At 42.3% G+C, this 13,263-nt stretch carries 14 protein-coding genes, 1 tRNA gene and 2 pseudogenes; 8 read left to right on the top strand and 9 right to left on the bottom strand.

The window, feature by feature from the left end; genetic code table 11:
- The first annotated feature begins 77 nt into the window (after nucleotides 1-77).
- Nucleotides 78-596, top strand: coding sequence for a spermidine/spermine N(1)-acetyltransferase (locus BR62_RS0102920; RefSeq protein ID WP_032869605.1), 519 nt, complete (start codon nucleotides 78-80; stop codon nucleotides 594-596).
- A gap of 41 nt (nucleotides 597-637) precedes the next feature.
- Here the strand turns inward: BR62_RS0102920 and BR62_RS0102915 are convergent, their stop codons facing one another.
- The 3 genes from BR62_RS0102915 to BR62_RS0102905 all read right to left on the bottom strand — a co-directional run bounded on the left by BR62_RS0102915 (nucleotide 638) and on the right by BR62_RS0102905 (nucleotide 2,241).
- Nucleotides 638-1,126 (bottom strand): phenolic acid decarboxylase, encoded by a 489-nt coding sequence (locus tag BR62_RS0102915; RefSeq protein WP_007407400.1) that lies wholly within the window; start codon nucleotides 1,124-1,126, stop codon nucleotides 638-640.
- A 21-nt stretch (nucleotides 1,127-1,147) separates the two neighbouring features.
- Nucleotides 1,148-1,603 (bottom strand): DUF3237 domain-containing protein, encoded by a 456-nt coding sequence (locus BR62_RS0102910; RefSeq protein WP_031378297.1) that lies wholly within the window; start codon nucleotides 1,601-1,603, stop codon nucleotides 1,148-1,150.
- 296 nt (nucleotides 1,604-1,899) lie between these two features.
- Nucleotides 1,900-2,241: a DUF1433 domain-containing protein gene (locus BR62_RS0102905; protein WP_032869603.1), complete on the bottom strand. Its 342-nt coding sequence runs from the start codon at nucleotides 2,239-2,241 to the stop codon at nucleotides 1,900-1,902.
- Between the two features lie 66 nt (nucleotides 2,242-2,307).
- On the opposite strand from BR62_RS0102905, the pseudogene BR62_RS19665 reads away from it, so the two are divergent.
- Nucleotides 2,308-2,418: pseudogene (locus tag BR62_RS19665) on the top strand (sporulation transcription factor Spo0A); the annotation flags it as partial.
- Between the two features lie 180 nt (nucleotides 2,419-2,598).
- Here BR62_RS19665 and BR62_RS0102900 read toward each other — a convergent pair.
- The gene (locus tag BR62_RS0102900) at nucleotides 2,599-2,913 is read right to left on the bottom strand and encodes a DUF1433 domain-containing protein (RefSeq protein ID WP_020954330.1); all 315 of its coding nucleotides are present in this window, start codon (nucleotides 2,911-2,913) and stop codon (nucleotides 2,599-2,601) included.
- A gap of 21 nt (nucleotides 2,914-2,934) precedes the next feature.
- On the opposite strand from BR62_RS0102900, the pseudogene BR62_RS19995 reads away from it, so the two are divergent.
- Nucleotides 2,935-3,322 (top strand): annotated as a pseudogene (locus BR62_RS19995) (hypothetical protein); the annotation flags it as partial.
- 272 nt (nucleotides 3,323-3,594) lie between these two features.
- On the opposite strand, the gene BR62_RS0102890 reads toward BR62_RS19995, so the two are convergent.
- Nucleotides 3,595-3,882 (bottom strand): DUF1433 domain-containing protein, encoded by a 288-nt coding sequence (locus BR62_RS0102890; RefSeq protein ID WP_017418857.1) that lies wholly within the window; start codon nucleotides 3,880-3,882, stop codon nucleotides 3,595-3,597.
- A gap of 110 nt (nucleotides 3,883-3,992) precedes the next feature.
- On the opposite strand from BR62_RS0102890, the gene BR62_RS0102885 reads away from it, so the two are divergent.
- Together BR62_RS0102885 and BR62_RS0102880 are read left to right on the top strand one after the other, a co-directional pair.
- Complete coding sequence (locus BR62_RS0102885) at nucleotides 3,993-5,411, top strand: lipase (protein WP_032869600.1); 1,419 nt, start codon at nucleotides 3,993-3,995, stop codon at nucleotides 5,409-5,411.
- Nucleotides 5,412-5,427: 16 nt separating this feature from the next.
- On the top strand, nucleotides 5,428-5,739 hold the full coding sequence (locus BR62_RS0102880; protein ID WP_007407407.1) for a hypothetical protein: 312 nt from the start codon (nucleotides 5,428-5,430) through the stop codon (nucleotides 5,737-5,739).
- Between the two features lie 57 nt (nucleotides 5,740-5,796).
- Here BR62_RS0102880 and BR62_RS0102875 read toward each other — a convergent pair.
- From BR62_RS0102875 to BR62_RS0102865, 3 genes are all read right to left on the bottom strand, one after another.
- Nucleotides 5,797-5,872: transfer RNA gene (locus BR62_RS0102875), tRNA-Arg, on the bottom strand.
- A 216-nt stretch (nucleotides 5,873-6,088) separates the two neighbouring features.
- The gene (locus tag BR62_RS0102870) at nucleotides 6,089-7,558 is read right to left on the bottom strand and encodes a glycoside hydrolase family 32 protein (protein ID WP_032869599.1); all 1,470 of its coding nucleotides are present in this window, start codon (nucleotides 7,556-7,558) and stop codon (nucleotides 6,089-6,091) included.
- Nucleotides 7,559-7,572: 14 nt separating this feature from the next.
- On the bottom strand, nucleotides 7,573-8,805 hold the full coding sequence (locus BR62_RS0102865) for an MFS transporter (RefSeq protein ID WP_020956388.1): 1,233 nt from the start codon (nucleotides 8,803-8,805) through the stop codon (nucleotides 7,573-7,575).
- Between the two features lie 390 nt (nucleotides 8,806-9,195).
- Here BR62_RS0102865 and BR62_RS0102860 point away from each other — a divergent pair, with 390 nt between their 5' ends.
- Both BR62_RS0102860 and clpP read left to right on the top strand, forming a co-directional pair.
- A complete protein-coding gene (locus BR62_RS0102860; RefSeq protein ID WP_029325818.1) occupies nucleotides 9,196-10,170 on the top strand; it encodes a LacI family DNA-binding transcriptional regulator in 975 nt (324 codons plus the stop codon).
- A gap of 247 nt (nucleotides 10,171-10,417) precedes the next feature.
- On the top strand, nucleotides 10,418-11,014 hold the full coding sequence (gene clpP / locus BR62_RS0102855) for an ATP-dependent Clp endopeptidase proteolytic subunit ClpP (RefSeq protein WP_003151513.1): 597 nt from the start codon (nucleotides 10,418-10,420) through the stop codon (nucleotides 11,012-11,014).
- A 42-nt stretch (nucleotides 11,015-11,056) separates the two neighbouring features.
- On the opposite strand, the gene BR62_RS0102850 is transcribed toward clpP, so the two are convergent.
- The gene (locus tag BR62_RS0102850) at nucleotides 11,057-11,917 is read right to left on the bottom strand and encodes a LysR family transcriptional regulator (RefSeq protein ID WP_003151510.1); all 861 of its coding nucleotides are present in this window, start codon (nucleotides 11,915-11,917) and stop codon (nucleotides 11,057-11,059) included.
- A gap of 173 nt (nucleotides 11,918-12,090) precedes the next feature.
- Here BR62_RS0102850 and BR62_RS0102845 point away from each other — a divergent pair, with 173 nt between their 5' ends.
- Nucleotides 12,091-13,221: a 2-methylaconitate cis-trans isomerase PrpF family protein gene (locus BR62_RS0102845; protein WP_032869597.1), complete on the top strand. Its 1,131-nt coding sequence runs from the start codon at nucleotides 12,091-12,093 to the stop codon at nucleotides 13,219-13,221.
- Nucleotides 13,222-13,263 lie beyond the last annotated feature (42 nt).

Raw genomic sequence — 13,263 nt, 5'->3', positions numbered from 1 at the left:
TTACTATACGGTATTTTCATTGCAAATACAACAAAAAATCAGCTGATATGATAAATGAAGAAAGGAGCTGTATGACCATGAGTATTCAATTAAAAAAGTGCAGCCTTAACGATATAACAGAGCTCCGGGAGATAAGCATTGAAACATTCAATGATACATTTAAAGATCAAAATTCACCAGAAAATATGAAAGCTTATTTGGAAAATGCATTCCGCTCTGAACAGCTGAAAAAGGAATTATCCAATCTGTCTTCTCAATTCTATTTTGTTTATTATCATAATGACCTTGCGGGGTATGTAAAAGTCAACATGAACGAAGCACAATCAGAAAAAATGGGTGAAGATTCTCTTGAGATTGAGAGAATTTATATAAGAAAAAACCACCAGAAACACGGACTCGGCAAATATCTGCTGAATGAAGCTGTGAAAATCGCAACAGCACACAATAAAAAGAAAATCTGGCTGGGCGTATGGGAAAAAAACGAAAATGCAATCGCCTTTTATCAAAAAATGGGGTTTGTCCAAACCGGAGAACACTCTTTTTATATGGGGGATGATAAGCAAGTCGACTTTATCATGACCAAAACCCTGTCGTAAAAGGATACAAAAAACCCGGCCAAGCTGCCGGGTTTTTTCTCTTATTTTAATTTTCCCGCACGGATATCATCGGTCATTCCTTCGTACGGCGCTTCTGAAATCAGTGCTTCGTTATTGATTCCCGCATTGTTGAGATACGTAATATCCGCAAACTCGGGAACGACATATTTCGGATACGTTTCATATTTCTCACGTGACTCTTTCATCACGTCAATGTAATCATTTTGGTAGCACACCGTGATTTCCGGATGCTCATGCACCCATTTCGGGAAGAAAATAATTCCGTGCATCCGTTTTTCATTCGGCATAAAGTTTAAGGAAACGTCTGTGCCTGTCGGTTCAGTCCATGACACTTTGTATACGCCTTCTGTCAGTTTGACGATATTCACTTCCTGGTCGCGCACCCAGCGGCCGCCCACCATTCCGCTATGAATCCGATAGTCGATGGTATGATCATTTTTAATATAGATTTCATACTCCCAGCCGTTTTCATACGTGTAAATCATATGGCTTCCGATAAAGTTTTCCATGTTGACTCACTCTCCATCTTATTATTGAACTTCATAAATATCTAACCGAATGTCATCCGGCCATCTGACCGCAGCCCCGATAAACAGCCGGTCCTGCAGATGCTGATATGCCTCGCTGCTTGTTTCAAACACAGGCACAGTGCGGAAATACACGTGCTCGGGATCAATGATGCGCCCCTCTGCAGCCTGTTGGCGGAACGGTTCACTGACTTGGCGGATGCCGTTGTTCTCTACATAGATGACTTCATGCTCCTCCGTCTCCAGCGCATATCTGGCAGAAAGATCGACCCGGCCGTTCGGACGAATGATCTGGGCATCTGCCCCGCCCGGAAGCACACGTCCCTTTACGGCGCCGCTGACCGTTCCGCCCCGTATCGGAATCAACTGCCTTTTCCCTAATCCAGTCTGCCCCGCAACGATCGGTTCATCCACTTCAATCTGCAGAGACATCACTTTTTTTAAAGAAGGTTCCTTCAAGACGTATCACCTCCCGAGGTATTATGTTCACTTAAACATGTAACTATTTACACGTTTAATTGTAACGCTGTTAAAATGGACTGTCAAATAATGAGCTGCCTCTGATAAAGTTTACCCGGAAAAAGAGGTGTTCAACAAAAAAGACAAGGGCGGCAAATGCCGAAACCCTTGTCTTTTTCGTTTAGTGTAAATTCATTACCGCTTCATGCACCATATGCAGCTCGCGGACTAGAAAGATGGTTCGCGATATCCTAGCAATAAAACAAAATTAGCCCAGCTCAAGTGAGCAGGCTAATTTATCTTGTACAAAGCTTATCTTTACATTCTTCTTTTTGTTCGGCATCAACCGTATATGATAATATTTCTTTATTGCCTGGATCATACAGACCTTCAAACTCTTTTTCTCCGTTAGTATAACCCTTAACACTAATACCATCCATTGGATTAATATAATAATTCTCAGAAAAATGGATATCATCCGCATTTTTATAGTTCGTTGTTAAAAACTTTTCCATATGATTCTGGGCTTCTTCGAGTAGAGCAAACTCTTTTTCCTTTTGATCATACCGATGCTTCATAAAAAGTCCCCCAACTGCTATAATTATTAAAATAAGGATAATTATGTACTTTTTCTTCATTTGGAAATCAACCCCTTCCTATAAATAACTGTCGTTCTTAAGTAAACGAAATGAGCGAAAACTCGATATGAATATACTTTCAGCATGTCAAAAGCAAAGCTAACCAATTCAGAATTCATCGCGATTGTTGCTGACAAGTTAAGATTGGAACTTAAAGCGAGTGAAATGCTGATCTGACGTTTTTCCTATCGTTGAGTTGTCATGATATTTGTACCGTTAATATCGGGGATACCTCGACAAATGAGACGGTAGAGGCGATTGATCTCAGGAATAGGTTTGAACTGTATGAGAAACATATCTCGAATCTTGTAAGATAATTAAACAAAATAAATACCCACTCATCCTGAGGTGGGTATTTTACCTTTCTTCGGCATTGACCACTGAAATCCCTATCTCCTTATTCGTTGGATCATATATACCGGAAAATTCTTTTTCTTTATTATTATTTATGTAGCCTGAAACTTCAACTCCGCCTGTCGGATCGATATTGTAGTCTTTTGAAAAATGAACTTCCTTTACATTTTTATAGTCTTTTTTCAAGTAATTCTTCATGTGCTCTTGCGCCTCAATCACAAGTTTTTCTTCGTTTTTATGTTTATCATATTGATGCTTCACGAAAAAAACTCCCACTGCTATAATTATAACAATTAGGATAATAATGTATTTTCTCATGCGTATCATCCTTTCGGAACTATTTTACAATATAAGAAAGGTGATGTATATTTCACAAAAGGAAAAGAAATAACCGTCTCTGATGTCACAGATAAAGAATATTACCGTTTGTTTGAGTCAAGCAGCTTACAATTATAAAATGTTAGCCCTGCATATGAAATATAAAACTCCTTATAAAATAAGTAAGACGTCATATTGGTACGTTGAGAAAGTGAAGCAGGATTCTGATACGGGTCTTGATGCCTTTGTATTCTCAAAAGGCATCAAGTCCAAAAACGGAAAATGGATAAAATCAAAAAACCCCGAAAACGTGGTCGTCGCCTTTGCGGGAACCGATATCGGAAAAGACCCGATCTCTGACTGCTGGAATATTGTTTTCGGTAATGATCCGCAAAAAGAAGTGTATTACAAGGAGAAAAACAAGAATGGCTACTCTTTAAGGAAAGGGATTTATCCGTTAGAGTTTTTGGGGCCAGCCAATACAAAAATAAAGACGCCAGTTAGGCGTCTTAAGATTTTTCTTCCGCATCCACAGAGGAGCTCCCTATTTTGTCATCTGGAGGATCATATAAACCGGCAAATTCGTTTGGTATTACATTATTCAAATATCACTAAACTGTAATTTCGCCAGCTAAATCAATAAAATAAACATAAAGAATTCTTCTCTATTCCAACGTCTTTTTAGTATTCACATTCTTTTTCCTGACACTCAGGTTTCTCTTCCGCATCGACTGACGAAACTCCTATTTCATCATTCGTTTTGTCATAAAGCCCGAAAAATTCTTTTTCCTTATTACCATTCAAGTACCCCTTCACGGAAATACCACCCATAGGATTTATTTTATAATCGTTAATGTATGTAATTTGCTTTATATTTTTGTAATTAGCTTTTATATAGCTTTTCATTTTATTTTTCGCTTGGATAAAAAGTTCTTGTTCTGCTTCTTTTTTATCATGTTGGTACTTCATGTAAATACCTCCTAATGCTATAATTATTACAGAGATTAGGATAATTATGTATTTCTTCATAAACTCATCCTTTCTTAGATTAATCTTACATCAACTCCGGGGTGTTGTACATGTCTAAAAACATCAATGTAACAAATATCAGTGACCGAGAATACTTTTATTTAAGCCAAGTATCTTATGATTATGAAACTCTTAAGAATCACTTAGAAACACAAAAGCCATTAAAATTTAAATCTTCCACCAGATGGTACGTCGATCAAATAAAATCGGACAACGATACCGGACTTGACGCGGTTGTTCTGTCACAAGCTGAAAAGAACAACGGTAACTGGACAAAATCAAAAAACCCCGAAAACGTGGTCGTCGCCTTTGCGGGAACCGATATCGCAAAAGACCCGATCAATGACGGCGCAAAAGCGGACGGCGGCAATATTGTTTTCGGAAATGATCCGAAAAAAGAAGTACATTATATTGTAAAAAAAGACGCAAAGGATACCTCGAAAACGCTCGGAGCCTATCACGGAACGCCCTCTCAAGACGCCATGCTCACAACCGGAAAGTATAAGCTGATAACGAAAACATCGCAAATTGATCAAGCCGATCAGCTGGTACGCAGCGTAAAGAAAAAGTATGCCGGAACGTCAACGATTATTTCAACAACCGGCCATTCACTCGGCGGCGCTGAGGCCGAATACAGCGCGGTGAATAATGATGTGTACGCCGTCGCGTTTAACAGTCCTTCCGTCGTGAAACTGCACGATGAAGAAACACAGAAAGAGATCAACAACGGCATATATGATCCTTATATCCGGTCAATTATCAATCCGGACGACATGGTCGGGGCAGGTTATTGGAACGAATATGACCGCCACAACGGGACCACAATTTATACGAAAAACCCCTCGCTCTCACAGTTCAGCCGAAAGCAGCGGCTTGATGGAAAATTGAGCGAGCAGATCGGAAAAAATCTCGCTTATTTCTTCACTACCGTCATTCTGAGAAATCCGGATACACACGGCTTAAACGAAGCAAATTTCGTGTTCGACAGAAACGGAACTATCGCAAATCCGAACGGAGATGAATTAGTCTTTGACAAAAACCTCGGCGCTCTTCTGCCGGCCGGTGCGATCGGAAGCGCAGATACAATAAAAGTAACGCCGACAAACGCAAAGAAGCTGGCTGAAAAGGTGCAGGCCATGGCTGAGGATTTGCGGACGATGAAAAAAGAAGCGCAGAACGCCTATCAGGAGCACGATGAAAAAATCGCCGAGCTGAAAACGGAATTCTACGGTCAAGTCGGACACGGCTTGTATGACCAGCTTCAAGCACAGGACGTGACCAATACAATTGAAGATATTGCGCTATCTTACGAGAAAGGCCCGATTTTTTACGACACTCAGGCTGAGCAGGCGTTTATTGATTCTTTGCAGGCAGCGATCACAGACCTTGAAGAGATCGGCGGATTCTTACATAAAATAGCAGACGAATTTCAGGAAAAAGACCAGTTGCTCGCAAACTGGTTAAGATGATAGAGGTGTATACATAATGCCGACATTAGACGAACTTTTAGAACACAAGGACGATCCAATGAAGAAAATGCTGCAGCGGCAGATGCTGAAAACAGGGATGACGCAGGCAGCGGGGACAAAACTTGAAACAGTCCGCCGAACGCTGAAACCGACATTCGAAATGGATACGTTGAAAGATGAATTATATGAAGTGTATTCAGCACTATTGAACAGCTTTGAAGGCAAGGCGCAAAAAGCTCTCGCGCAGCGGATCAGTGAAAGTGCGCGGCTGATTGCCGGAACCGAACATAACAGAGACACATTCGTTAACAGTTTCAAAACAAGATAAAATAAAAACCTCGCAGATTTATCATCTGCGAGGTTTTTCCTATCCTCTTAACTGAGACGCGCTCGGAGGGATTCGAACCCCCGACAGACGTGGTACCGGAAACCACCGCTCTATCCAACTGAGCTACGAGCGCACGTTTTTTCAATCAGATACCTTTATATTATAATAAAGAAACGCGCAGAAAGCAACTCTTTTTTGATAATGCACAACAGGATTATGCAGCGTCCTCATGCAGCATAATCCTGCATCGTTTACCGGCATTGATTTTCACAAAAAACCCATTTCAGGCGTACTGCCTCCCGGCTCGGTTCATTTTCAATCACTGCAGAAAAAGCGGTAATCACCCGTTTCAGCTTCTTTTCCAAATGTCCTTTAACGTCCAATAGGTGAATTCCTCAACTTTTACGGCGCCTTTCTCAGAAAACAGCTCAATCCCCAATCTGCCTTCATTCGGATAGATACGGCTTGTCATCGTTGTTTCTCCATGATTGGCGAATACTTCAATCGAGGATCTGTCAATAAAGATACGCAGCGCCAGCTTGCCGTTTGTATCCGTCTGCACCCTTCTCACACCGTCTTTCGCTTTCCCCATCTTGGTGCAATCAAGTGTCAGCTTTTTATCCGTTAGATTGTATGTCAGCACAAGTTCTTCTTCGTCAAGGCCGCGAATCTTAAAACCTGCCGTTTCGGCATCAGAATCGTTTATATCAAACACGACTCGGACTTCAAGCAGGTCTTCGGATGTCTTTGTCAAGTAACTCCCTGAAAGCGATCGTCCGGCACATTCCCGATACTCCATTTTCCGCAGCTGCTTGGTTTCTTCCACGGGATTCATCAAAAGTTTATGATCATCACGCAAAGTCAGTTCTCGCGGCAAAGTCAATGCACCGCACCATCCGTCCGCTTTTGTCGGCATCTCAGATTCCCACATATCCATCCAGCCGATGGCAATTCTGCGTCCTTTATCATCTAATAATGTTTGCACGGCGTAAAAGTCATGGCCGTGATCCAGTTCTTTAAAAGCACCGTGTGTAAATTTGTTTGTTTCATCATGATAGTCACCGATTAAATAACCGGTTTGATGTAAATTTTGATATGAATCACCGTCCGCCTCGATCCCCTGGGGCGAAATCAGCAGGACATGCTTGCCGCCTAATTCAAAGAAATCAGGACATTCCCACATATAGCCGAGATTACCGTCACTTTGGGCGAGAACCCCCGCGTATTCCCAATCACTCAAATCAGGTGAACGGTATAAAACGACCCGTCCGACGTTTTCTTTTGAAGAGTTGCCGATGACCATATACCAAACATCGCGATGCTTCCATACTTTTGGATCGCGGAAATGACGGGCGCTGTCTTCCGGCGGTTCCGCAATAACAGGGTTTTCCTGAAGCTTTTCAAACACGATTCCATCTTGGCTGACAGCGATATTTTGAGTTTGATAGAATAGGTCTTTCTCTTGATCAATTATATTATGTCCTGTATAGATGAGGGCTAATCTTCCATGATCATCGACCGCGCTTCCCGAAAAACAGCCGCTTTGGTCGAATGCATCGCCCGGAGCTAAGGCAACCGGCAGGTGCTCCCAATGAATGAGATCTTTACTTTTTACATGTCCCCAATGCATCGGCCCCCAATGCTCATCATACGGATGATGCTGAAAAAAGACGTGGTATTCTCCTTTAAACTGAATAAGCCCGTTCGGATCATTGATCCAATTCGCCCGGGGCATAATATGGTACCCCAATCGATATCTTTGTTTCACTTTACCCTCGGCTTCCTTCAGAGCTTCTTCCGCCTGCTGAATTCTATCCATTTGTAACATCCTCTCTATCCGATTTTTTGCAGACGCTGGACACGCCTGCTGTTTTGTTTCGGGCCCAATAAAGTAAATATGGAGATGACGGTAAAACCGAAGACGACGATTCCCATGATGAGATAGGTTTGACGGAACCCCGCACTGTCATATAATCCTCCCGCAAGCGGCGACAGAATCGACGCGCCTGCCTGAGATGCGAATTGAAAACCGACGAGATAAAGGACGGACGACAGACGCGTATCAAAATTGGCAGCCAAATATTTAAAAACGGCGATCAGCATAATCGGCAATTCCAGTGCGTGGATGAGTTTCATTGATGAAATGCCTACAGGCTCAACTGCAATTCCGGACCCGACGATGCGGAAAGCCATTAAAAACCCCGCTAAAATCAAACTGTTTTTCGCCCCGAACTTATTGACGATAAAAGGCGCAAGAAACATCATGCCGGCCTCCAAAAACACCTGGAATGAATTAAGATAGCCGAATACTTGGTTACCCGTCGACACTGAAGGAAACAAAGACGCATAGTAGATCGGAAACTGCTGATCATATACGCCGTAAATGCAAGTCACCCCGATAATGTACAGCATAAAAAACCAGAAATCTCTTAGTAAAAAGAGCCGCCCCACGTCTTTTAACCGGACCGAATCCGCTCTGTTTTTCTCATGATCGGTCATTTCTATTTTCACAGACATGATAATGGCCGTTAATATGACGGCTGAAACAGACGCGATCCAGAAGTTGATATTGGGATTGATATTGAAAAGCTGCCCTGCAAAAAATGCAGCCGCCGCCCAGCCCAGCGAGCCCCACATTCTTGATCTACCATACTCGAAATCATACTTACGGCTGACCTTTTCAATGTACGTTTCAATCGCGCCTATCCCTGCCAAAAAAGCGGCTCCCAAATATAAGCCTCCGACAACGGCGCCAAGAAAGACGTTGTATTGTAAAAGCGGCCCATAGACGAAGATATAAAACGGACCCGTGAATATGAGAAGACAGCTGATCATAAACAATATCTTTTTCTTCAGCCCCAATTTGTCAGAGATAAAACCGTAAAGAGGCTGCATGCACAGGGCAAATACGGCGTTTACAGAAAAGATAATGCCTGTCGCTGATCCGTTTAAATTGATTTCCTGCCCTAACCAAATCGCAAATAAAGAATAGCTGGAAGACCAAGTAAAAAAGAAAAAGAAAAAATAAGCACTCAGTTTCCAATACAGACTTTTTGAGCTTTTCATTTGCACCGCTCCTTTAATAGGACCTTTTAATAGCCGTTTTAGAGCCGCATACTTCCCTCTTCATTTTCATCACATACATGCGATCTCTGAGTAAGCGCTTACTTTCTATCGCTGCTTAATTCTTTCACTTTATTGCCGCCAGCCATCTCTCCATACCCGTCACTTCCCTTCACTCCGTAAATAAAGCGCTTTCAAAAAGAATTGTATGTCAACCGGTTCCATATGTCAATCGGTTGACATATAATTTTCTGATTATTTTAATCAAACAAAACGCACCCTCTTTATATGAAAACAGAAACACGGAATGTCCTTGCACATGTCAGCCTGATTCTCTAAAATAAGTGCGTGACGGAAATTGTAAGCCATTTCAGTAAGCAGGAGGGCACGGGAATGAAGCCTAACATTCATGATGTTGCGAAAATAGCGGGAGTTTCATCTACAACCGTTTCGCGGGTATTAAATAACCGCGGCTATATCAGCGAAAAAACAAAAGAAAAAGTGTACAAGGCGATGGAAGAAATCAATTACTTTCCAAACGATCTGGCCCGCTCTTTATTCCGAAAACGAACCAATTTAATAGGGCTTATCATCCCAAACTCCAGCAATCCGTTTTTCGGCGAACTCGCCTTTCATATTGAAAGCATTTGTACGTCCATGGGCTACAAACTGCTGCTTTGCAACAGTTTACATCGAAAGGATAAGGAAGAAAAATATTTGGAGATGCTGATAAGAAACCAAGTGGACGGCGTGATCGCCGTGACTTACAACCGGGGAATTCTCAATTATCACAAGCAAAATCTGCCGATTGTCGCCATTGATCATTACTTATCGGACACGATTCCCGTCGTCGGCTCAGACAACTATGACGGCGGAAAAAAGGCGGCAGAACTGCTGATTGAAAAAGGGTGCCGGCACATCGTCCATATCAACGGCCCGCTTGAACTCGAAACACCGGCAAACCTCAGAAGAAAAGCATACGAAGACGTCATGCATGAACACGGACGGAAGCCTATTACATATGAAGTACCCTTTTATCAGCATTACCATGACATTATTTCAACATTATTCGATGAACAGCCCGACACCGACGGAATTTTTGCCAGCGATGATATCATGGCGGCTGCAGTGATGACCGAGGCCAAAAAACGGGGAATAGACATCCCGAATCAATTAAAAGTGATCGGTTATGACGGCACTGAAACCGTTCAATCGGTTCTGCCGGACTTGGCAACCATCCAGCAGCCGATTGAATTGATTTCCAAAACAGCCATCGAGATTTTAGCAAAAGAAATTGAAGGCGAATTTGATGATTTGCCGCTGGAAACATATTTGCCGGTACGGCTTTTGGAAGGGCGGACAACGTAGTCAGACCCTTCAGCCGTACGTAGCGACGCGATTGCGGTCTATTTTGAGCGCTCCGGCCATATCATTTTCTCAAGGCTCCGGCATTGATCATCCTCATTTCCACTTTGCTGTTTGAACTTTTTGTTTTATGGGAAAAATGGTGTTAGAAGAAAAGGTTGGCATTTTGGTCAGCGTTTTGTTTGACCTTTATTGACCAAAAATGTATCATGTAAATACATACTTACCTAAAAGGTGAAGGAGGAGCATTATGAATTTAATACCTACAGTCATTGAACAAACGAACCGCGGAGAAAGAGCTTATGACATTTACTCCCGTCTTTTGAAGGACCGTATTATCATGCTTGGATCTGCGATTGATGACAACGTTGCGAACTCCATCGTGTCACAGCTTTTATTCCTTGAAGCGGAAGACCCTGAAAAAGATATTTCCATTTACATTAACAGCCCTGGCGGATCAATCACTGCCGGTATGGCAATCTATGATACAATGCAGTTCATTAAACCGAAAGTATCCACGATCTGCATCGGTATGGCCGCTTCTATGGGAGCATTTTTACTTGCAGCCGGAGAAAAAGGCAAACGTTACGCGCTTCCTAACAGTGAAGTTATGATTCACCAGCCGCTTGGCGGAGCGCAAGGACAGGCGACAGAAATTGAAATCGCGGCAAAACGCATTCTCTTGCTTCGCGACAAATTAAACAAAGTGCTTGCTGAACGTACCGGCCAGCCGCTTGAAGTCATTGAGCGCGATACAGACCGCGACAACTTCAAATCAGCTGATGAAGCCTTAGAATACGGCTTAATCGATAAAGTGCTGACACGCAATACAGAAGACCAGAAGTAATGCCCAAAAAACCTGCAAGAGATGATGTCTCTTGCAGGTTTTTTATGCTTTATTCCCATTCAAAAAAGTAATGAATGCTTTGACGACAGATAATTCTAACGCTGAAGAATCATACATAAGCCAAGTATCGCGTATCACAGGCTCGTTATTTTTATAGGATAGCGCCAATGTGTATAATTCATCAGAAGGCTGAAGACAGATTTCCGGCACAACAGAATAACCGAGACCGTTTTTCACCATCTCTTTACAGGTTTCCTGCCTGTCTACCTCCATCGCAATGAAAGGCGGTTCAGTAAATTGGTTATTCCACCATTTTTGAATCAAACTTTTCAAAGAAGCATCAGTTTGATAATAAATCATCGGCAATTTGGGAAGGTCCTCACTGTTGATTTCAGTTTTTGAAATAAGGTACAGTCTCTCTTCATTTAGCAGTTGTTTTTCCCCTTGCCAATCATAATTTCCCCTCATAATCCCAAGGTGTACCCCCGAATGATGAAGCAGATCCATCACCTTCGCACTCCATCCCGTATTGACGTGGAATTGAACAGACGGATACTGATCAGAAAACCGTTTTAGAATCGCCGGGAGCTTATACTGAGCAAAATTGCTTGAGACTCCTAATCTGAGAACCCCGCTGACTTCATGGCTCATATTGAGCATATCATCCTTCACTCTTCTGAATTCCTGCAGCATCTCTTTCGAATAATCAACCAGATGTTCACCTTCTGAAGTGAACTCCATCCCTTTTTTTCTTTTATAAAAAAGGCGCACTCCGAATTGTGCTTCCAGGTTTTTGAGCCGATAACTTAACGCCGGCTGTGTCATATATAATCGCTCTGCCGCCTTCGTCATATTTTTTTCTTCGAATAATGTAATGAGCACAATCCAATCCTTTTCATCCATATGAAATCCCCCAAAATATTTTTCTGCTATAAAATTTCCTCCTATTATAAAAGTTTTTTATTCAACTTTATAAAAATTATATGTTTTACTTATAATCCTTATTTATCATACGATATTTTCCAAAGGGACCGGTACCTTTTTATCCACACAAAATGATGTAAGGATGAGACAGCATGGAAAAAGTTCCTGTAACCGTCATGAGAGGCGGCACCAGCAAAGGCGTTTTTATTCATCAAAAAGACATGCCAGACGATACAAACCTATGGAGCGATTTTCTTTTAGACATTATGGGGAGCCCTGACGAGAGACAAATTGACGGTCTCGGCGGCGGCCATTCTCTCACAAGCAAGGCAGCCATTATTAAGAAATCCGCCAGAAAGGATGCAGATGTTGAGTATACGTTTGCTCAGGTCAGTTTGACTGACCATTTTACCGACTTCAAAGGCAATTGCGGAAATATCTCTGCTGCCGTAGGCCCTTATGCTATTGAGAAAGGGCTCGTTCAAGCTGAAGAGCCGGTTACAAAAGTCAGAATGTTAAATACAAACACTCAAAAAGTGATCGTAGCAGAAGTTGAAGTCAGAAATGGAACATTTCATTACCAGGGGGACTGCTCTATCCCCGGGGTTCCAGGTACAGCTTCTCCTATTTATCTTTCATTTCACCAGGCTGAAGGAGCGGTGACCGGTAAGCTGTTTCCCACTGGTCAGCCTATTGATGTTCTCGATACACCGTATGGAAATATCTCGGTCTCGATTATTGATTACGCTAATCCGCTTGTCTTTGTAAAAGCAGAGGACACGGGGCTTACCGGCTTAGAACTTCCGGATGAATATACTCCGGATATATTGGAAAAGCTCGAAATGATCCGATCGATTGCAGCCGAGAAATGCAGATTCGCTCCGAGACATGAGGCTGCTGCAAAATCACCGGCCGTACCAAAACTAACATTAATCTCATCTCCAGCGGATTATATCGATACAAAAGGGATAAAGAGACACGCAGAAGAGATGGATCTTGTCATTCGTATGATGTCCATGCAAAAACCGCATCAAGCTTTAGCCATTACAGGGGCGGTTTGTACGACTGCCGGTATGCTATTGCAGGATACAATATTATCTGAATTTTCATTCTATGGCAGAACGATTCGATTGGGACATCCAAGCGGCATTTTAGAAACCGAGGCAGATGTTGATCCGGATGGAACAACGATTAAAGTAGTACGCACAGCAAGAAAAATCTCTGAAGGCTATGTGTTTACAAAGCAAAGTTACAACCTGAATACGCTGAATCACATTGGTTAATACCAGTCTTCAGACAAGTCAAAGATAAACGGAGGAATACGA

The organism is Bacillus sp. UNC69MF (assembly GCF_000746035.1).
Taxonomy (GTDB): Bacteria; Bacillota; Bacilli; order Bacillales; family Bacillaceae; genus Bacillus; species Bacillus velezensis.
This window is presented reverse-complemented; position numbering and strand designations above follow the sequence as displayed.